16 protein-coding genes, 1 pseudogene, 1 riboswitch and 2 other annotated features are annotated in these 21,731 nt (G+C 38.0%); of the genes and pseudogenes, 3 read left to right on the top strand and 14 right to left on the bottom strand.

Annotation, left to right across the window (positions count from 1 at the left end; genetic code table 11):
* Window positions 1-191: 191 nt before the first annotated feature.
* The 3 genes from DVW83_RS05045 to DVW83_RS05055 form a co-directional block, all read right to left on the bottom strand.
* A complete protein-coding gene (locus tag DVW83_RS05045; protein ID WP_104661792.1) occupies window positions 192-731 on the bottom strand; it encodes a histidine phosphatase family protein in 540 nt (179 codons plus the stop codon).
* Between the two features lie 75 nt (window positions 732-806).
* Window positions 807-2,312 (bottom strand): Lsa family ABC-F type ribosomal protection protein, encoded by a 1,506-nt coding sequence (locus DVW83_RS05050; RefSeq protein ID WP_104661788.1) that lies wholly within the window; start codon window positions 2,310-2,312, stop codon window positions 807-809.
* Window positions 2,313-2,557: 245 nt separating this feature from the next.
* Entirely contained in the window at window positions 2,558-3,673 is a 1,116-nt protein-coding gene (locus tag DVW83_RS05055; RefSeq protein WP_137239094.1) for a glycerate kinase family protein, read from the bottom strand.
* Window positions 3,674-3,808: 135 nt separating this feature from the next.
* Here DVW83_RS05055 and DVW83_RS05060 point away from each other — a divergent pair, with 135 nt between their 5' ends.
* Window positions 3,809-4,750, top strand: a complete 942-nt coding sequence (locus DVW83_RS05060) for a 2-dehydropantoate 2-reductase (RefSeq protein WP_104661786.1) — start codon at window positions 3,809-3,811, stop codon at window positions 4,748-4,750.
* 302 nt (window positions 4,751-5,052) lie between these two features.
* On the opposite strand, the gene DVW83_RS05065 is transcribed toward DVW83_RS05060, so the two are convergent.
* Window positions 5,053-5,937, bottom strand: a complete 885-nt coding sequence (locus DVW83_RS05065) for an oligosaccharide biosynthesis protein Alg14 (protein ID WP_104661785.1) — start codon at window positions 5,935-5,937, stop codon at window positions 5,053-5,055.
* A 308-nt stretch (window positions 5,938-6,245) separates the two neighbouring features.
* On the opposite strand from DVW83_RS05065, the gene DVW83_RS05070 reads away from it, so the two are divergent.
* A complete protein-coding gene (locus DVW83_RS05070) occupies window positions 6,246-7,595 on the top strand; it encodes an amino acid permease (RefSeq protein WP_104661784.1) in 1,350 nt (449 codons plus the stop codon).
* 373 nt (window positions 7,596-7,968) lie between these two features.
* Here the strand turns inward: DVW83_RS05070 and nhaC are convergent, their stop codons facing one another.
* The 7 genes from nhaC to mgtA form a co-directional block, all read right to left on the bottom strand.
* Window positions 7,969-9,384 (bottom strand): Na+/H+ antiporter NhaC, encoded by a 1,416-nt coding sequence (gene nhaC / locus DVW83_RS05075; protein ID WP_104660806.1) that lies wholly within the window; start codon window positions 9,382-9,384, stop codon window positions 7,969-7,971.
* A 384-nt stretch (window positions 9,385-9,768) separates the two neighbouring features.
* Window positions 9,769-10,995, bottom strand: coding sequence for a M20 family metallopeptidase (locus tag DVW83_RS05080; RefSeq protein WP_104660805.1), 1,227 nt, complete (start codon window positions 10,993-10,995; stop codon window positions 9,769-9,771).
* Between the two features lie 27 nt (window positions 10,996-11,022).
* Window positions 11,023-11,865: a MetQ/NlpA family ABC transporter substrate-binding protein gene (locus DVW83_RS05085; protein WP_104660804.1), complete on the bottom strand. Its 843-nt coding sequence runs from the start codon at window positions 11,863-11,865 to the stop codon at window positions 11,023-11,025.
* A 14-nt stretch (window positions 11,866-11,879) separates the two neighbouring features.
* Window positions 11,880-12,560: a methionine ABC transporter permease gene (locus tag DVW83_RS05090; protein WP_081133967.1), complete on the bottom strand. Its 681-nt coding sequence runs from the start codon at window positions 12,558-12,560 to the stop codon at window positions 11,880-11,882.
* 1 nt (window position 12,561) lies between these two features.
* Entirely contained in the window at window positions 12,562-13,635 is a 1,074-nt protein-coding gene (locus DVW83_RS05095; protein WP_104660803.1) for a methionine ABC transporter ATP-binding protein, read from the bottom strand.
* Window positions 13,636-13,697: 62 nt separating this feature from the next.
* Window positions 13,698-13,936: a binding site (T-box leader), on the bottom strand.
* Between the two features lie 41 nt (window positions 13,937-13,977).
* Window positions 13,978-14,214: a binding site (T-box leader), on the bottom strand.
* Between the two features lie 75 nt (window positions 14,215-14,289).
* Window positions 14,290-14,961, bottom strand: a complete 672-nt coding sequence (locus DVW83_RS05105; RefSeq protein ID WP_174784256.1) for an HAD family hydrolase — start codon at window positions 14,959-14,961, stop codon at window positions 14,290-14,292.
* A 291-nt stretch (window positions 14,962-15,252) separates the two neighbouring features.
* Complete coding sequence (gene mgtA / locus DVW83_RS05110; protein WP_258078961.1) at window positions 15,253-17,928, bottom strand: magnesium-translocating P-type ATPase; 2,676 nt, start codon at window positions 17,926-17,928, stop codon at window positions 15,253-15,255.
* A 323-nt stretch (window positions 17,929-18,251) separates the two neighbouring features.
* Window positions 18,252-18,426, bottom strand: a riboswitch (M-box (ykoK) riboswitch).
* Between the two features lie 184 nt (window positions 18,427-18,610).
* Here mgtA and ndk point away from each other — a divergent pair.
* Window positions 18,611-19,045: a nucleoside-diphosphate kinase gene (ndk, locus tag DVW83_RS05115; RefSeq protein WP_104660799.1), complete on the top strand. Its 435-nt coding sequence runs from the start codon at window positions 18,611-18,613 to the stop codon at window positions 19,043-19,045.
* On the opposite strand, the pseudogene DVW83_RS05120 reads toward ndk, so the two are convergent.
* The 3 genes and pseudogenes from DVW83_RS05120 to DVW83_RS05130 form a co-directional block, all read right to left on the bottom strand.
* Window positions 19,023-20,006: pseudogene (locus DVW83_RS05120) on the bottom strand (RNA-guided endonuclease TnpB family protein); the annotation flags it as partial. The gene ndk and the pseudogene DVW83_RS05120 sit on opposite strands and share 23 nt — an antisense overlap.
* 16 nt (window positions 20,007-20,022) lie before the next feature.
* A complete protein-coding gene (tnpA, locus tag DVW83_RS05125) occupies window positions 20,023-20,427 on the bottom strand; it encodes an IS200/IS605 family transposase (RefSeq protein WP_104660797.1) in 405 nt (134 codons plus the stop codon).
* A 274-nt stretch (window positions 20,428-20,701) separates the two neighbouring features.
* Window positions 20,702-21,574, bottom strand: coding sequence for a helix-turn-helix domain-containing protein (locus DVW83_RS05130; protein ID WP_104660796.1), 873 nt, complete (start codon window positions 21,572-21,574; stop codon window positions 20,702-20,704).
* Window positions 21,575-21,731: the final 157 nt, after the last annotated feature.

Consider the following 21,731-nt stretch of genomic DNA (forward strand, 5'->3'; position numbering starts at 1 on the left):
TCAGAAAATAAAATAAAAAACGGACATCTAATGTCCGTCTTCCTCCTATCAAATAAAAAATTTTCCAAAGCAATTATATCAAGAAAAGTTCTCATTTTCCCATTACTGATCAAAGAGAATTTCTTTCATTTAATTACGCACATCCACTATTTTCCCAGCTGACTTTCAACGTTAGAAACTAGTTGCTTTATTTAATCAATCGTTTTTTTGAACGTCACTAGCTCAGTATTATCCACATAAAAATCAAAAAAAGTATGGTTTGGCATCGGATTGAAATACGCATTGATCACCCGCATCAATGCATTATGACAAACAAGCAAGTAGACGTTCTCTTCATCTTCTAAACACTCTTTTAACAAAGGAACCACACGAGCATAGACATCTAGCACGGATTCCCCATTTGGGAAACGTACAGCAAACTCCTGACGTACTTCCTGAAAAGCTGCGTCTTTGCTCGGTACACCATCATACTTTCCAAAGTCCATTTCGATCAGACGATCATCTTCTTCCATCGATAATTCTAGTCTGTCAGCCACAGCTTGAGCTGTTCGCTTGGCACGTTGTAAAGGAGAATGGATGATTTTTGTCACTGGTATATCTAGTTGTGTAACTTTTTCAGCTAATAACTCTGCTTGTCTTTTTCCTTTATCGGTTAGAGGCACATCTGCTCTGCCACAGACTAACCCTTGTGCATTCCAAGTTGTTTCTCCATGTCTGGTCACATATAACATCAAATAACTTCCCTTCGCTAATTCTGTTTCGATTGTATCATAAATCACTCGTCAAACAAGTTTCTCTTCTTGGATTCATCTCGCTGGCGTCAACAAGACAACCTGACTTGCTATTTTTTTGAGAAATGTTTGATCGTGATCGACGATCAGCATAGGTGGTTTGTTTTCTAAAATCAATTGTTCTAACTGTTCTTGGTTAAAGACATCCAAATAATTTAGCGGTTCATCCCAAATGTACAGTTCGGCATCTTGGGACAGTGATTTTGCAAGTTCAACTTTTTTTCGTTGCCCCATACTCATTTGCTCGATTTTATTATGAAAGACTTCTCTTTCCATTCCCAGTTTGCGTAAATTAATCAAAAAAGCTTGATAATCCACTTGATTTTTTTCGGCGAATTCGCTTAGGGTCCCTTTGTTATCTTCATAATTTTGTCGAACATAACTAATCGTTAGCTGTTGCGGCTGCTTGGCTTCCCCAACTACTCTCCCAGTAAAATCTCCAAGAAGGTACTGTATGATCGATGACTTTCCAATACCATTTGGTCCAGTCAATGCCACACATTGGTTTTGCTCAATAGAAAAGCGAACCGGAGCGAAAAGCATCTCGTCATAACCTAATTGGAGATCCTCCACTTCCAATAAGCGCTTATGATGCGTTTTGGTCACATTTATCGTTAATGGATCAATGTATTCAATATCTTTCAATAATTTTTCTTTTTCATCGATTTGCGTTTCCATTCGATTCACGATTGCTTTCGAGCGCTTCATCGTACGAGCCGCATCAGCACCAATTGCGCCACGATTGACTCGTCGGTTCTCTGTATCAATAAATCCAACACTTTTTTTCGTTTTATCTCCTTCACGAGACCGTGCCCATTCTGCTTTTTCAGCAGCAGTTTTCTTTAAACGACTCACTTCTTTTTTGATTTTTTCATTTTGGCCGATTTCAAACGCATCTTTTAACCGTTTTTGTTCTTCATAAACAGAATAGTTTCCTTGATACAATTCCAATTGACTTTTTTCGATCGCCAACACATGATCGACCACTTCATCGATAAATCCTCGGTCATGACTGACGACAATAAATCCTTGATTCTTCTTTTTCAAGTAATTGGCGACTTGCTTTCTTCCCACTACGTCTAAATGATTCGTTGGTTCATCAATTAATGGAAAATGCTGATCGTCAATGAACAAAAGAGCCAGCAAGACTTTCGTTTTTTCACCACCAGATAGAGTATCGAAGGGGCGCCATAGGATTTCCACGTCTGTCTCCATCAAATTCAGTTCTCTTTCAATCTCCCAAAGCTCAAAATCAGCGATATCAACAAGAACGTAGTAAGTCAAACGCTCTTTTTCTGTTACTTTTTGTGGAAAATAAAGAAATTCTTGTTGATGCTTTATCTGTCCTTGAAAAGCCAGTTTGTTTTGCAGAATAGTTAATAAAGTTGTTTTTCCACGACCATTTCTACCAATCAATCCTAACTTCCAAGTTGTATCAAAATTTAGTGTTGCATGATCGAATAATAATGTCGTTTGATTGTCATAGCCAAAGGTTAATTGTTTAATTTCTATTTTAGACATATTCATTCCCCCTAAAAAAAGACCAGTCCTATTTTCAGAACTGGTCACTAAAGAACGGGAACAAAAAAGAGACCCCACCATTGTGAACTAGCCAATTCTGAAAATCTGCACACTCTCCCCATGATATGATGGAGACAGTCTTGATGCAGCTTCAATAATTGACTTAAATTCTCAATGCGCGGATCCCTCACTTCGCTTTATTTGCCCTTAGGTTAACATATTGTTTTTCTATCTGTCAACTAAGGTCATTCATTTTCTACTAATCTATTAAGATTCTCAGATAAGATACTGACTTTGGTTAGCGTCTCCTCGTGTCCCATTGCTTCTTCTAAAGAGATGGGCCCAAGTTGGATACTGAATACACTAGGTAAAAATCTTGCTAATTCTCCTAAGTCTTTCTCACGACTTCCACATAAGGCAATGATCGTTTTTCCATACTTTTTTGCTAACCGAGCGACACCATAAGGAACTTTACCATGAATCGTTTGCTGATCGATACGCCCTTCGCCAGTGATCACAAGATCCGATTTCTTGATTTGTTCTTCCAGACCGATCAGTTGCGAAACAACGGCAAATCCAGAAACCATTTTAGCACCTAGCAATAGTAATGCCCCTCCAATACCACCAGCTGCACCGCTTCCGGACAAACGATCTAGATCGATGCCATAATCTGTTGCCAGTTGTTTTGCTAGATGTACAGCTTGTCCATCTAAAAATGCCAACGTTTCGGGAGAGCCTCCTTTTTGCTTTCCAAATAAGCGGGCTGCCCCTTGTGCACCAGTGTAAGGGCTTGTCACATCAGCAGCTATCAATAGTTCGACTTCTCCAAAATCTTCTTGTAGATTTCGAAGATCGATCTTTTTAGTCGAAAGCAATGGATTCCCCTCTGTGACCCCTTCAAGTCGTGCGCCTAACGATTGAAGCAACCCTAAACCGCCATCTGAACAGCCACTTCCACCCAAAGTCACGATGATTTGATCTACATCTTGGTTCTGGGCATCTTTTACTAATTCACCTAAGCCAAAGCTAGATGCTAAACGAATTGTTTGGTCGGTTGGTTGTGTCAGCAAGTCGATCCCAATCACTTCCGTAGACTCAATGACTGCTATCTTTTTACCTTTATAACTCGTCAGCAGATAACGACAGATTTTTTTCCTAAAAAGCAGATCGATTCCTTCCAACTGACACCAAGTACCACCTAGTGCATGTTGAATCACCTCTGCTGTACCTTCGCCTCCGTCAGCTATAGGCAAATTGACTTTTTTACCTTCTGTCGATTGCCATGCATCCAACACAGCTTGGTTTAGTTCGAGAGATGTTGCACTCCCTTTAAAGGAATCAATTGCAGCTACTATATCCATGGTCATTCCTCCTGAATTGTTCTTCTCTCCTCTAGTAAGACACGGCTTCTCCTTTTTTTCAAACAAAACAATGCTCTTTTTTTACTTTTTTATATATACTAAAGAGGTATTGTAAAAAAAGGAGAGACTTTTTATATGAAAATTGCTATAGCCGGTGCTGGCGCAATGGGTAGTCGCTTGGGATTGATGCTTCATCAAAGCGGGAATGAAGTGATTTTGATCGATTGCTGGCCTGTCCACATCGAAGCAATCAGAAACAATGGTTTGATTGCAAATTTTAATGGAAAAGAAATCGTTGAAGCAATCCCGATCTATTCCCCAGAAGAAGTAATAAAAAGTAACATTCAAGCAGATTTGATCATTGCGCTAACAAAGGCGAATCAGCTAGATGGTATGTTTCAAGCAATCAACTCGATCATCACAGAACAGACTCATATCCTTTGTCTTTTGAATGGTCTTGGTCACGAAGATGTCTTAGAAAAATATGTACCGAAAAAGAATATCTTATTTGGGATCACCATGTGGACAGCAGGATTAGACGGACCTGGTCATGTTACTTTGTTGGGGGACGGTGAGATCGAATTGGAAAATCTTGAACCCGAAGGAGAAGCATTTGCAAAAGAAGTTGTTGCGGTATTCAAAGATGCCAAATTAAATCCAACTTATAGCAGCAATGTCCGGTATTCGATTTGGCGAAAAGCTTGTGTCAATGGTACTCTAAATGGTTTATGTACTATTTTAGACTGCAACATCGCTGGTTTAGGCGAACAGCAACCAACAAACGATATGGTACGTACCATCGTTGCTGAATTTGCGGCAGTTGCAGAAAAAGAAGGTATTGAACTCGATCAAGAAGAAGTAAATCAACATATCCAAGCAACCTATGATCCTGACAATATCGGATTGCATTATCCATCCATGTACCAAGACCTGATCAAAAATCATCGATTAACAGAAATCGACTATATCAATGGTGCAGTATGGAAAAAAGGACAAAAATATGACATTTCAACACCTTATTGTGCATTTCTGACTCAACTGATCCACTCAAAAGAAGGACTACTTGCTGCAAAATAAAAATAGAACGACAAAAAGCGATTGGGACAGAAATGTTTACAACCGAAAATAAACCGAAATCCACAGGAATTGCTTCTCAATTTTTGTGGATTTTTGCTTATTTTTTAGGAGTTGCTTCTGCTCCCACCGTTTATCCGTTTTTAAAGAATGGGACAGAAGTGTTTCTTACTTTTGTCCCACCCTCTTTTTTGACATTTCCGAAAAGCCTGACTTTTGGACACCGTTTATTCGAGCGTCTGTAGCAAACCTGTTTTTTAGATTTGTCCCACATTCACTTCATTTTTCTTGTTTGTTGGTTTCCTCTATTTTACTTCACGGTACTCATACTGTCGGTATATCTCCTGATCTTGCTGTAAAAAACGTTGAGCCCATGCTTGTGCATCAAAAAATTCAAGAAGCGCTGTATCAACTGGGTGATAAGGTGTAGCTAAAAAATCAGGCAATTCGTCTAATGCTCTTTCTTGAAGAAGAAAAATATTTTGAGGATCGTAAAAGTGATAATGCTTCACCGCTTCGTTATCCGTCACTAATTTTTTTTCAAAATAAAGTGATTCAAAAGTTCGCAATGTTACTCCCCGTTGTCCTTCACGTACAAGTTCTAAAATACCCCGGGAATGAGCCGTTCGTTCTAGGTATTCTGTATAAGAAAGATAACCGGCTTGTTCGTTTCCTTTCAGTGGAAGAATAAAATAATTTGGTTTTATTCCACGTTTTTCAAACTCGTGCCTATACTCTTCTGCACGTTTTTTACGTCCATGGTTCGTCGCACCAAAAAATAGGTCAGACGTGATATCGACTTTTGGCATAGCCATATATTTAGAATAAAAAGAACTGTTATGCTTCAATCCAATCTCTCGTGCTTCTAGAAAATCAAAATGATAGATCTCATTGATTGCCGGTTCTTGCTCTGCTGCTCTTAATAAATTGAAATGCTCTTCTTTGAAATGATTCCAGAAAAAAAGCACGATCTTCGCATTTGTATAGGGACGAATCAGTTGCGCCATCTCAAGTTCAAAGCCATAATCTAAAAAAATGATCAGTTCATAGGTCGTCAACTTTTTTTGGAAGGAAGAAAAAAATGTTGGGACAAATAACTCTTTTGCTGTTATTACGTCGAGTGAATCAATAGATGGAAAAAAGTACAACGATCGATTTTTTGGAATCAATAAAATAGGTAATGCAGTCATCTCAATCCCCTCGCTTTCAAATCTCAATATAGAAGAATACTACTTTTTGCTATCATATCGCCTTAACGATCAAAAAAGCGAATAAAACGCTTGCTTTCGCAAAATAAAAGCGAACAATCACACTCACTAGGACAAATCATTATGGCAAATTTATGATGTTTTCATTAAAGTAACCGAAAAAATTTACAGAATAGTTGAAATTATCAGATAATTTGCTATGATAAAACAAGTTATTTTCAAAGTAGCTGATTATTTAATTATTAAAAAACAACCATTTCAGTTTGATATTACTAGAAAAGGAGTTCTTTATGGAAAAAACTAAAAACACCAAACTAAAAAAACAACTTAGCTCCAGACATATCACAATGCTTGCATTAGGTGGTGCTATCGGTGCTGGTTTATTTAAGGGAAGTGGTGAAGCAATCGGTATTGCCGGCCCTTCTGTCTTGATTGCCTTTTTGATTGGTGGATGTGTCTTATTCATCGTTATGAATGGTTTAGGGAAACTGGTTCTAGATGGTGGCGATACTCAACATGGTCTTTCAGGCCTTGTCCGTCCTTTCTTAGGTTCGCATTCTGCTGATTTTGTGGATTGGGTCTACTATTCCATGTGGACGATCAATATCATCGCGGAAGCAGTTGCTGCAGCCTCTTTCTTGCAATTATGGTTTCCTCATATCCCTACTTGGGCGTTTGTTTTGATCTTAGCTGTTTTAACTACGTTGATCAACTTGTATTCTGTCCGATTATTCGCCGAAACAGAATATTGGTTAGCCTTTGCTAAAATCAGCGTGATCATCTTGCTGATCATTTTCGGTATCTATCTAGTGGGTCAGCAAATGTTGGGACATGGTATTTTTCCTACTTTACAAAATATCACGAACCATGGCGGATTTGCTCCACATGGTATGAAAGGAGTCATTAACTCTTTACTCGTAGTGATCTATTCATATGGTGGATCAGAACTGATCGCTATCACGGTTAGTGAAGCTGATGACCCTAAAAAAGCTATTCCCAAAGCAATTCGTGGGGTAATGGGAAGAATCGTTTCATTCTATATTATTCCATTATTTTTACTATTGATTATTTTCCCTTGGAATAATTTGGCAGGAACAACAGTTAGCCCATTTGTGATGGTATTTGAAAAAATGAATATTCCTTTTGCACCGGATATCGTCAATTTTGTGATTGTACTCGCACTCTTTTCGTCAATCAACTCCGGTGTCTATGCTTCTTCCCGTCTATTGTATTTTCGATTGAAGGATAAAAAAGGTCCAGCCAATAAACTTGCTGTTTTGAATCGACACCATGTCCCTCAACGTTCTGTACTTTTTTGTGCAAGTATCTTATATCTTGGCGTTGTACTTTCTTATTTTGTAGGGGATGAATTGTTTGGTTATCTTGCCGGTTCCCTCTCCTATACAGTACTAGTGATATGGATCATGATCAGTGCCGCAGCTTTTATCCTCTCTTTAAAACGAGGTACCTTGTTTGCAAAATATATGAACTTACTCGCTTTGGTCATCTTAGGATTGATCTTGATAGGTATCTTGTTAACAAATTCTATCGGGGTTACTGTATTGACTGCATTGCTTTACTTGATCATTTTCTTTAGTTATCGTAAAAAAAATGACTCCTTCGCCATGCAAAAAGGCTAAAAAACAATTGAATGAGTTACATGAAGAGGCTGGGACAGAAGTGTTTAACTCCGAGAAATAAGAAGAAATTCACGAAAATTGCTTTTCAATTTTTTGTGAATTTCGGCTTATTTAAGAAGGAGTTGCTTCTGCTCCCACCGTTTATTCGTTTTTAGAGAATGAGACAAAAGTGTTTCTTACTTTTGTCCTACGCTCTTTTTATTATGATGAGAAGATAAAATAGAATGTTCGAGCGCTTCAACTTTTATGGATATCCGCTTGTTTTGAAACTATGACACTAAAAAAGCCGTATCATCTTGAAAAAGGGTTCCCGATTTTCAAAGTGATACGACTTTTTACTAACTAGAACAGGAGCGTTCGACTCTACTTTTCTTTACTCAAATTGGGCGTTTTCTTGTTGTGCTTCAACAGGTTCTTTACTGATTTTTTCTACACCTAATCCAGTAAAAGCACTGACCATTGAGAACACTGGAGACAATAGACTAAAGAAGACAAATGGCAAGTATGTCAACGTTGGAACCCCAAAAGTACTAGCTACAAAGCTGCCGGCGATTCCCCAAGGAACAAGGTAATTGATAACTGTACCGCCATCTTCCAATGTCCTTCCTAGTACGGTCGGATCAAATCCAGCTTTTTGGTATGTTTCTTTAAAGGCATTGCCAGGCAAAATCACTGATAAAAATTGCTCTCCAATAAACAGGTTCACACCGATACTTGTCATTAAAGTAGTAAAAATCAATTTTGGCGTATTCGTCATTTTTTTAGAAACGACATCCATAACGGTTGAGATCAACCCAAACTCAATAAGCAAACCACCTAGCGACAAAGTTAAAATAATCAGAGAAACCGTTGGCATCATACTTTCGATCCCACCTCGACTAAGTAACGTATCAATTTGTTGATTTCCTGTTTTTGCTACAAATCCTGACTCGATAACAGTTGCCAATCCATTCAGTGATGTCTGTGGGTCTTGGATGAAAATCATACCTACTGCAACAGCAATATTCAATAAGATGGTCAAAATGGCGGGAATTTTTTTCCATGCACATAACAACATAAGAAATAACGGTATCAATGACCAGACGGAGATGGTAAAGTTGGCTTCTAGTGTCGTTGTGACTTCTTGGATTGCTGATAAACTTGCCCCTTTACTTGTATGACCTAAAATCGCAAACAAGATGAAGGAAACAATGAATGCAGGAACTGTTGACCACATCATATGCTTGATATGTTTGAATAGATCCGCATCAACGATTGCCGCTGCTAAATTAGTTGATTCAGATAGAGGTGACATTTTATCGCCAAAAACAGCCCCTGACACGATGGCACCTACTACTAAAGCTGGGTTCAGTCCTAATGTTGTACCGATGCCGAAAAAGGCGATCCCGATCGTAGACATAACGGTAAAGGCACTACCGACCGCACTACCAACGATTGCACAAACAACAAATACAGATGGAACGAACCATTGAACACTAATTAGTTTGAAGCCAATGACCATCAATGTTGGGATGATCCCTGCTTGTATCCATACCGCAATCAGTGAACCAACTAATATGAAGATAAAAATCGGAATGATCCCTGGTTTTATCCCGTTGATGATTCCTTCATGAAGCCATTCTGTTGGGTATCTCTTCACAACAGCGTAAAGCATGACCATGCCGATCGCTGCCAAAATTGTGATATTGGGTGATAATTTTAGCCCAACTACCCCAATCGCAATACTTAATACAATCACTGTTAACACTAAAACTGCTTCTTTAAAACTTGGTTTTACTTTTCTCTCCATGATAATTCTCCTTTTTTAAGTTAATCTAAGACCTAAAAAAGAGTAAATATCGAATGACCCCGCCACAATTCATCTGTGCTTCCTCCTTCATTTAAAACAAAAAGACCTGTTTTCAACTAAGGACGAATGACTCCGCGGTACCACCTTAATTAAAAACAGATCTGTTTTTCACTTTGATTAGCTATTCAATTATTGAATCCTTTTCATGTACTTCGTCATCAAGGCTTGATCGGTTCACAGCAACCACCGACTTTCTGGACTAAACACTCAAATGCTACTATGTGAAAAGTTGACTTTCATGAAGTTTACCTTCTTCTTCTTTGTTTGTCAACCTAAATGGAATAATTTTCTTATTTTTCTGAAAATAACGTTCCAACGAATTACTTAGAACGTAGAGCCCTCGTCCTTTTTCTTTGCTACGATTTGTTGATGTTCTTCTTTGATCTGTGCTAACAATTCTGGGTTTTCAAAAAGATCCAACGCTGTCGCTGCTAAACATTCAGCCGCGATCGCAATCGAAGCCAATCCTTTTTCACTCTTAGCCGCTGCTTTGAATTCTTCCGAATGGCCAGCGATATAATCATCTGAAATCGACACAGTTGGTTGGATGGTAGGAATCACTTGGCTGACATTACCTACATCTGAAGAACCCAAGCTTGTACGTAGTTTCCGTTCAATTTCTTCCTCAGGAACTCCAGCTTCTGCAGTATGTTGGAAGAACAATTCATCAAATGAAGGTGTAACGATCACATCATCAACTGCATTTTGGAATAGGCCAAATTCATAAGTTGCTCCTGTACTCAATGCTGCCCCTTTAACGATATTTTCTACTTTTCTGTATACTTCATCTAATGTTGGTCGATTGCTTGCTCTCAAATAAAATCTTCCTGCAGCATATTCTGGGATAACATTTGCCGCTACGCCACCATCTGTGATGATACCGTGGATATTGACATCTTTTGGCAATTGAAGACGTAATGCATTGATGCCGTTAAATACTTGGATCAGTGCTTCTAATGCATTGGTTCCTTTTTCTGGAGCCGCTGCTGCGTGGGAGGCTACACCATAAAATTTGATATCCACTGGATCATTCGCTAATGACTCTGTTGTTTTTCCATAGCGATATGCAGGATGCACACATAATGCTGCATCTACATCTTCGAAAAATCCCTCATGAACAAAACTGCCTTTTGCTGAGCCATTTTCTCCTCCTTCTTCGCCAGGAGTACCATATACACGGATTTCTCCACCGATTTCTGCAATTCTTTCACGGATGATACTTGCTGCTAACACTGAATATGTGCCAAACAAATTATGCCCACACGCATGACCAATACCTGGTAGAGCATCAAACTCAGCTAGGAAAGCAATCACTGGACCTGGTTTGCCAGAAACAAAACGAGCGTCGAAGCCAGTGCGATGTCCTGCCACGTCAGTCTTTACGTCAAATCCTTCTTTTTCCAATTGATGGACCAATGCGCTTGAAGAATAGAATTCATAGTTGCTCACTTCCGGATGATTATGGATATCTAGTGCTAGTTCTTGGTAATCAGATAATCTCTTTTGGATAGCTTCCTGCAATTGGTTTGTTGTGATCGTTGATGTTGTCATAAGTAATTCCTCCTCTAATTTGTTTTGTTATTTACGTCCAAATGTGTCCCATGCTGGTATACTTGACCCTTTTGATGTTTTTTCAATCACTTTCACTGTATCTTTCGTTTGGTATGCATCTACTACTTTTTGATAGGTCTTGTTCTTTTCGTCTTTCTTTCTAGCAACAATGATATTCACGTATGGACGTGCACTGTCGTCTACTGGTTCTATGAAAATCGCATCCTTTGTAGGGGTAAATCCTGCATCTACTGCCACACCGCTATTGATAACAGAAATATCCACATCGTTCAATGATCGCGCCGTTTGTGAAGCATCTAATTCTGAGATATCCAATTGTTTTTTATTTTCAGTAATGTCTGAGACTGTCGGCGTTTGACCTTTTGATTTATCTACTTTGATCAGTCCTGCTGTTTGTAAAAGTAATAATGCCCGACCTCCGTTAGTGACATCATTCGGGATAGCTACTTTCGCACCATCTTTGACTTTTTTAACGTCTTTTATCTTGTTTGAATAGATACCTAATGGTGCATTTACCGTGTTCCCGATCGAAACCAAATCTGTTCCATGCTCTTTGTTATAGTTATCCAAAAAGAACTGATGCTGAAATGAATTCAAATCGATCGATCCATCTGCTAGTGCAGCATTTGGTTGATTGTAGTCGGTAAATTTTACATATTCCAAATTGATATTTTCTTTCTTAAGACGTGCTTTTACATCATCCCATACATCCGTATCCTCACCGACGATCCCTAGTTTTACGGTAGTTTCTTTTGCTGTATCTTTGGTAGCTGCTTTTCCTTGGGAACATCCTGCTAACCAAATCAGGGCAACAATGGCAATTGTGGCAAATCGAATAATTTTTTTCATTTTTTTCCTCCAACTTAATGTGCTATTTTTTTTATAATTAGATTACTGATGAATTGACTTAAAAAAACAAGTGCTAATATCAATAATGTCGCTACGATCGTTACATCTGTTTGGAACCGATTATATCCTCTAGAAATAGCTAAATTTCCTAGTCCTCCTGCTCCGACAGCACCTGCCATTGCAGTTAATCCAATCACATTGATAATCGTCAAAGCAGATACTCGCACGATTCCAGGCAGGCCTTCTAATAAATAAACACGAAGAATAATTCCAATAGGACTCGTTCCCATTGCTTCTGCTGCTTCAATAACTCCTGGGTCAACTTCTAGTAAGGCATTTTCGATCTGGCGGGCAAAAAAAGGAACGACTCCAAAAATCAAAGGAACGAGTGCTGCTTTTGCACCGATCGTTGTACCTACTAGAAACCTGGTAGTCACTGCTAGTAAAGACAACAAAATAATAAACGGGATCGAACGGATAACATTGATCACTTTATCCAAAATCTCAAAGAATAAACGATTTTCTAACAGTCCTTTGGGTCTAGTTACCACTAACGTGATTCCTAAAATAATTCCTAAAATACCACCGATCAACGCTGTCCAAAAAGACATATACAGGGTCTGTTTTGTCGCTTCAATGAATTCATCTGGAATCAAGTAAACATTCGGTAGATATTTTTCAACTAAACTGCTCATGTCAAATTCCCCCTTCTGCAATTTTGATTTGTTCATTTTCTTCATTCTTCTGTAGCACATTGACTCGAACACCCAAACGTATCAAATAGTCCAGTGCCTTTTGCCGTTGATTCGTTTCACCTGCGAGTGTCACGATCAAACTTCCAAGGGGTGTTTCTTGCAACAATTCAACATTTCCATAGAGGATATTAGCAGTCACTTGGTATTTGCTGTAGAGCTGTGCAATCAATGGTTCATTCGTCTGATTCCCCACATAGCTCAATTCAACCAACCATTTATTCATGATCTGTTCTGCAAAAGCTCGATGTCCAATAATTGTTTCAAGTGCTTTATCTAAATGCGTAGCTGTACGAATAAAATCTTTTGTCAACGCTTCTTGTGGATGGCTGAATATCTGGACACTGCTACCTTTTTCTATGATTCTCCCATCTTCCATCACTGCCACCTTATTGCATACTTCCTTGACTACTTGCATTTCATGCGTGATCAAGACGATCGTCAATCCCAGCTTATGGTTAAGTTCCTTTAGCAAGGCTAAGATTTGATGTGTCGTTTTTGGATCAAGTGCGCTCGTGGCTTCATCACATAATAAAACTTTCGGTTCATTTGCTAATGCGCGAGCAATCGCTACACGCTGTTTTTGCCCTCCCGATAGTTGATTCGGGTAGGCAGATGTTTTTTCTTCTAATCCAACTAACTCTAGAAGTTCGCTCACTTTTTGACGACGTTCCTGTTTTGACTTTCCCGTATACTTCAGTGAAAAATCAACGTTGTCAAAAATCGTGCGGTTCTCCATCAAATTGAAATGTTGAAAAATCATCCCAATCGATTTTCGTTCTTTTCTTAGCTCTTTTGCCGAAAGATTTCCTAAATCAGTTTGATTGATAATGACTTTTCCTTCTGTAGGTTTTTGTAACAGATTCATCACTCGGACCAACGTACTCTTTCCTGCACCGGAATAACCAACGATCCCGTATACGTCCCCTTTTTCAATAAACAAGTCGACATCTTCTACAGCTTGGATCACTTTATCTTTTTGGTGAAAACGGACACTTATATTTTGTAATTCAATCATCTTATTTCCTCCTTTTCTTATACTAAAAAAGGCATCCTCAAGAAAATGATCTCTATCACTTTCTTGAGGACGCCTTTTGCGTGTTACCACCTCATCTTCGAGTTGAACTCACATTCAACTCCTTTTCAAGTACATACATACTCTAGCAAGATATCGGTCGCAACCGTCACCGCCTTACAATTTTTGCTCGGGGTGAAATGCTCAATAGCCATTTTCTAACTGTTCCTCTTTGCTTCTTCTCAGCTGTCGAAGCTCTCTGTTAAAAGATTTCCAGTTGTACTTACTATCTCATCGCAAAAAATATTAAAAAAAAAATCCTTTTACCAACACAGTTTGTGTTAGTAAAAGGACGATCAATCGTGGTACCACCTTTATTCGGAAGTTTCCTTCCCTCTGCCCAACATCTTCATTTGAAGAGATTGGTGTTCATTTTAACGGATGAACGTGAACCGAACCTGCCTACCTATCGACAGATTATTCTCCGAGGCCATTTTTCAACTTTGCGAACTTGACTCTTTGCACCGGACAGAGTCTCTCTGAGAAGTCTTTCAAGTTTACTTTCCTCATCAACGAAAAGTTATTTTGTTGTTGGACATAATTTACCTTAACAAAATTTAAAAGTCAAGCATAAAAATAAAAAAATTTATATCTCACTTAATTTATTGTTTTTTTATCGAGCATTTCAACAACGATACGTAAATCTTTTCCTTCAACCAATAATGTTAATCCAGCTTTTTCTTTGGCGGAGTAGTTTCGATCAAAACTAGCATCTGGAATCAAAACAACTCCTAGCCCAGCACGTGAAGCTGAAGTAGCTCCCACTAGCGAATCTTCTATCGCAAAGGCTTCATGTGCAAGCAATCCTGTCTTTTCTAGAGCCGTCAAATAAGGGATCGGTGAAGGCTTATTTTCCGCTACCTCATCACCAAAGGTCAACGTATCGAAATAGTGCGACAGATCAAATTGTTCTAAGATATCTGTGGCTCTTTTTGTAACAGTCGTAGTCGCTAAACCTAATTTGAGTTGGCGTTTTTTTAACTCAGTCAAAATTTCTTTTGCGTAAGGTTTGAGTGCGATTTCTCCATCACGTAGTTTTTGGTAAAAGTATTCCTCCCGTATTGCTCGAACTTCTTGCACTTTCTCTAGACTGCCGGCAGCTTCAACTAAAATATCAAAGCTCTGCTTCCAATTTTTACCGCTCCAGGAATCTACGATTTCTTTTGGTATTTCTATTCCATATTGCTCAAAGCCCCATAGCCACCCATCACGATAAGTTTTTTCAGTGTCGACTAATAGACCATCTAAATCAAATATTGCGCCTTTCATACTTTCACTAATCCTTTCAAAAAACAATACCTTTAGTTTAGCATGAGTACCAGTTGAAAGTATAGAAATGAGTGCAAATTTCATGAAAATTATCCTAGTCAATATGCTGACAAAATCACTATACAGCAGTTAGATCGGATAACCAGTGTCAAAACTGTCCTTTCGATTCAACACAGAAAGAGGTCGAGACAAAAGTGTCTCTTACTTTTGTCCCACATTCTCCTGCTTGATGGAAACCCAAGATGGACTCTCTTTCTTCTATATTGTCTTGATTTGTAAGATCAATTCATTTTATAACAATTCACCAAATTTTTTGATATAGACTTTTTTGACCATCGTGACTAAAGCTAAGTAAGCTAGTACCGTCACAATCAACCAGATCCAATACGTTCCTGGTAAAGGCAACAAACCTAATTCTGCACCAAAGCCTGTGAATGGTAAAATGGACCCTACGACTATTCCCAAAGTGGTAATGATGAACATCGCAAATGTTGCGTTACTTTGTAGAAATGGAATCTTCGGTGTACGTAGTGCATGCAGTACCAACGTTTGTGTCCACAAGGATTCGACAAACCATCCGGCATGGAACAATGCAATAAATACGACTTGTTGTTTCGCATCCAATGAGTGGAAGTTCCCCCCAACAACAGCTGGACAAATCACAAAATACATCAATAAGTATGTGGTGATATCAAAGATCGAGCTAGTTGGACCAAAATAGACCATGAATTTTCCAATACTAGATGCTTTCCATTTCTTAGGTTCAGTTAAATATTCCTTATCCATTTGATCCCAAGGAAGAGAAATACAAGAAACATCATAAATCAAATTCAAGAACAAGATTTGTAACGGTAACATTGGTAGAAACGGTAAAAACGTACTAGCGATCAATACAGAAAACATGTTACCAAAATTCGAACTTGCTGTTGTTTTGATATATTTCATGATATTCCCAAAAGTTTCTCGACCTGACAAAAGACCTTTTTCTAAAATCGTCAAGTCTTTTTCCAAAAGGATCACGTCTGCTGATTCTTTGGCAATATCCACCGCTGTATCCACTGAAATACCGATATCAGCTACTTTCATCGCAGGTGCATCATTGATTCCATCACCCAAAAATCCTACCGTGTGCCCATTTTGTCGCAAAGCTGTAGTCAATCGTGCTTTTTGTTGTGGATTTAATTTGACGAAGACTTCATGATCTTCAGCTACTTGTGCCAATTCACGATCATTCATCTCTGAAATTTTTTCTCCAGTAATCAGTTCATTGATTTCTAATCCAACTTGTCGACAAACAGAACGGGTAACCAACTCATTGTCACCAGTCAAAACTTTTACGGCCACCCCATGATCTTTCAATGCTTTTAGTGCTTGTTTTGTTGTTTCTTTTGGTGGATCAAGAAAAGCAAGGTACCCGATCAAGACCATTTCGGATTCATCTTTGACAGAAAATTCTCCCACTACACTTGGGTTCGTCTTTTGTGCGACTCCAATGACCCGAAGACCGTCTTCGTTTAGATCTTTTACTTTTGCTAAGACAGATTCTCTTAACTCTTTCGTTAACGGACTAACAATACCACCAAGATCAATGTAGCTAGAGATGCTAAGCATTTCTTCAATTGCACCTTTTGTGATCATCTGCGTTTTTCCCGCAACATCTTCCACTACCACACTCATCCGGCGACGTTCAAAATCAAATGGAATCTCATCCACTTTTCGATAATTGATGCTATCCGTTGCCAATGTTTCTTTTGCTTCTTCAATGATCGCGACATCAAGTAGATTTTTTAGTCCCGTTTGATAATAACTATTCAAATAAGCATGTCGTAACACACGGTCATCTTCTTTTCCTTCACAATCCATGTGGTATTCCAAAATGATTTTATCTTGTGTCAACGTTCCTGTTTTATCTGTACATAACACATCAATTGCACCAAAGTTTTGGATCGCATTCAGATTTTTGATGACTGTTCCTTTGTTCGCCATCACACTTGCACCTTTGACAAGGTTAGTAGTGACGATCATCGGTAACATTTCTGGCGTCAATCCTACGGCAACCGATAGGCCAAATAGAAAGGCTTCTAACCAGTCCCCCTTAGTAAAACCGTTGATAACGATAACCGTTGGTGCCATCAACGCCATAAATTTGATCAACAACATCGATGTCTTATGGATCCCTATCTCGAAACTTGATTTGATCGGTTTTTCAGAGAGGGTCTGAGCAACATGTCCAAACAACGTTTGATTTCCTACAGAAATGATGATGCCCTCAGCACTTCCGCTGATGACATTACTTCCCATGAATGCAAGATTATCGTAGCTCGTTTCGCTAAGCGTCGCATCTTCATAAGCATGTGCTTGTTTTTCCACTGGATAGCTTTCACCTGTCAAAGCCGCTTGAGAAATAAATAAATCTTTTGCGGATAATAACCGCATGTCTGCTGGGATCATATCCCCCGCTGATAAGCGCATTAGGTCACCACAGACGATTTCTTCCATCGAGATTTCAGTATATTTGCCATTTCGTTTGACTGCAGCGGTCACTTTTACTAATGATTTTAATTTTTCAGCTGCCTGATTCGAACGAACAGACTGGATCAATGTCATTGTTCCACTGACGATGACCATTGTAAAAATGATTGCAACACCAAAAAGATCCTTGTCGCCAGGTGCGGCTAAGACATATTCTGTGATAAATGAAATAACACCTAAAGCAATCAAAACTAATGTAAAAGGCGTGATATATGCTTTCAAAACTTCTACAATAAACGGTGTTTTCTTTCCATAAGAAATTGAGTTTTCACCATACTGTTCTCTTGCTTGTTCAACTTGTTCTTCTTCCATCCCATGATCTGTTGAATGAAAAAATTGTAGTAATTCTTCTCTGGTTTTACCTGCAAATGCAGCATAGATTTTTTGTGTATCTTTCTTTTTTTCCATCTCATTCTTCTCCTTTTTGTCAGCCAAAAAGTACGTACTGGTAGCTTTTTTACCGATCAGTTATTTTACTGGAGAGAGAAAGAAAAAGCTGTTCCTAAAGGGGCTGAAAACAGATAGATAATAGTCTCAGCCAGCAGTTTCTCTCGCTCTTGTTTTTTCGCAGGACTGTCATCCATTTGTTCTCATCTCCTTTATGTGTTTACTTTCCAATATATTTTTTTCTATTTTCAGCTTCAATTTCCCAACAAAATCACCCCTTTTACGCATAATTTGGAAGACTAATGTAAAAAAAGCAAAAAGACCTTTCGCCAAAATCCAGCGAAAGGTCGAAAAAGCACACGAAAAAAGCTTCTTTGATCTCATCGTTGAGTTTTGACACTGTACAACGTAAAAAGCAACTTCTTGCTTTTAGCTACCTTATGAAAAGCCTTGTCTCGACAATTCCTGTTCTACCCATTGGCGTCTCTCGACGTTTTTGGGCAGTAGCCTATGTTTGTATAGGAGCCTCACCTAACAAATCTTATTTAGTTTTCCTCCGTAAATATAACAACATATAGAAGGAATGTCAAACTTATTTTTTTGAAAATCTTTAAATAACGACCGTTAGCTTTTTTATTGTCAGTTACCTATTCTAGACTTCACTAATATTTGTACCTTTTTATAGACACAAGTATAATAAGACTATAACAATTGAACAGGAGTGATTAAGATGGAACGAACGCTTGTCATTATTAAACCGGATGGTGTAAGACGTCATTTAATCGGCCGAATCATCCAACGATTTGAGGAAAAGGGTTTAGCAATCACCGAAATGAAATTTGCTACTATGACAGAAGAATTAGCAAAAGAGCATTACCAACATTTATCTGGACGTAGTTTTTTTTCTGAATTGATCGACTACATGACTTCGGGGCCAGTTGTCTATCTAGTCTTAGCTGGTGACGATGTAATCGACATCGTCCGCAAGATGGTTGGTGCAACAAAAGCTGTTGATGCCGTTCCAGGAACGATCCGTGGTGATTATGCTTTACCAGGAACAGAAAATATTATTCATGCTTCTGATTCCCGTGATTCAGCAACCAATGAAATCAACCGGTTCTTTCCCTTATTTGATACGCAAAAGGAAACCACTTATTCACTTTGATGATTTTACGACCGTACCAGTCAGCTTTGTATTGTAATTTAGTCACAAAACTAGACCAAGAAACATCCGAAATACTTTTTGCTAGTTTATGATTACGCAACATACCTTTTGTGTTTAAGTCTTCAATGCAGATAATATCGTGATTTTTGATAATTTTTGTACTCAACTTATTCAGAAAATCAGCACGTTGATTCATTACTTTTTCATGCAATCGTGCTACTTTACGTTTTTGTTTTTGATAATTTTTAGCTTCAAACAGATTGATACCTTTTTGTTTAGCTAATAAGGCACGCCTTGACAATTTACGTTGTTCACGTTTGAGTTTCTTTTCCATTTTGGACGTGAATTTATTATTATCAAATTTTTGACCGTCAGAAAGAATTGCAAAGTCTGTAATACCTAGGTCAATACCAACATCAGAATTAGATCGAGGTAATTCACTAACTTCTTGTTTGCATAACAAAGAAATATAATATTTACCGCTAGAACGACGTGATATTGTAGCGGATTTGATCAGGCCTTTAGGTTGTCTATGGAGCGTAATTTTAACTAACGACTTCAACTTAGGAATTTTGACGAATTTATTATCAATCAAAGCGATTGTTCCATTTTGATTGTTGGTTGTATAACTTTGAACTGGATTTTTCTTGCTTTTGAAACGAGGAAATCCGACGGATTTATCGCGAAAGAAGTTCTTGTATGCTTTATCTAGGTTGAGTTGTGCATTCGCTAAAGCAAGACTATCCACTTCTTTCAAGAACGGAAAATCTTGCTTGTATTTTGCAGGCGTTGGAAAACTCATTTCTTTAGAGGAATCTTTCCTAATTTCTTCATAAGCTTTCATTCGGTCATCAAGCATTAGATTGTAGACCTTACGGACACAGCCAAAAGACTTAACAAAGAAGATTTCTTGTTCTTCTGTTGGATAGATTCTGAATTTGTATGCTTTTAGTCGTTCCATAAGGCTCACCTACTCTCTATTTATGATTGTTTCCTTGATTTTGAATATATTTCTTAATCACATCAATTGGCGCATCACCAATGGTCAAAAGACAAAAACTTTTAGACCAGAACATTTCTTTCCAAAGAAATGTTTTGACTCTTGGATAATCACGCTTTATCAAACGTGAGCTGGCACTTTTATAGGCATTGATAAATTTTGTCAACTCTGTTTTTGGTTGAGCTTTGAACATAATATGCACGTGGTCTTTATCATGATTCCACTCAACTAGAGTGATATGATACGATTCTGAGATTCTTTCAAAAGTCGCTTTAGCGTAGTTAGAGATTTCATTATCAATTACTTGTCTACGATATTTCGTTACTAAAACAAGGTGGTAATAAAGAAGAAATACTGAATGGTTATTTGTATCTAATTCCATGTTATATCAACTCATTTCTTGTATAGACTGATTGTAACATAGGACAAAATAAAAAGGTAATACATCTTAGTTGTCGGTCTTCGAGTTACCAACGGTAACCCTCATACCGAACGGCATTCATCACCCACCTATAGAGGATGGGCGACTTCTGCCTGATTACGTTAAAGTTGGTACCAAAATCTTCACTGAATAACTCAGTCAGAGAGTCCTAATTGTGTTTATCATTTAGAACTCTCTAGCTAGTTATCGTCATGCTTTTTTGTACTAAGTTTCTTTATCTTCCCTCGCTCTTCTGGTGTTCAACGGCTGCTAATTTTTCTTCAAGCGCTACGCGTTCTTTCTTTCCCAACGTGTATTCGATCACAGAAAAGAGCATGTTTGTTCCTTCTATGATTGGTTCACCTAAAGCTGCAGCAATCATCCGCCGGTAATACTCAAGCATCAACATCTCATAAATAATTGTTGACTTTTCTTTGTGAGCTAAACTGCGATACATATCTTCATTGATACTACGGGCTTTTTTGAAACGTTTTTTATCAATATAGTAAATGGTTAAGTTTTTTAAAAAAGTAAACAAATATTGATCTGATAGTTTTGAATCTGACAACAGCCGCATTCTTTTCTTGATTTTTAAATAATGGTTATCAATGAATGAATCACTGAATATGTAAGGAAATTCAGCTAATATACCCAATTCGAAGAGTCCATATTCTCTCATTTGCATAAAATACTCTTCTATTGTCCGACATTCATATTTTAAAAACTCTAATTGCAACTCCCCTTCTGTTTCCCAAAACATCTGTAGATTCAATACCAGATAATAGAGATCCGTCGTTTTTTTGAATTGTTTGCGATTATTTGCAATTTCCTTATAAGGATCGAAGTTATCTTCTTGGACTTTGTTTAAAAGATGACGACTTTTCTTGATTTTCTTTGGTTCATCCATTTGATTACGTAACCATTCGTACTCAGCCAAAGAAATATTTAATCGTTCTAAAAATGCTTTCAGTGTCAAAAAGGATATTTTTTTTACTGAATTGCTTTCAATCCCTACTAAAGACGTTTTAGAACAGATTCCTTGTGCTAATTGTGATTGTGTCAGTTTTCTGTTCACCCTAAGTTGTTTGATCAATTTCCCATCGTACATAAAATTCCTCCTCCATCGTTTGAATACATCCAGATTTTTGTATTGGCTCTTCCCTTATCCAAGAACAAGATGAAGCAAGAACATTCAATACTAAAAATTTGTTTCATTCATTAATCAAATACGCAAAAAATAAAAAATTCATGAATTATAAAAAAAA

The sequence above is a fragment of the Enterococcus sp. VV15 genome (assembly GCF_005236045.1).
GTDB lineage: Bacteria > Bacillota > Bacilli > Lactobacillales > Enterococcaceae > Enterococcus_B > Enterococcus_B durans.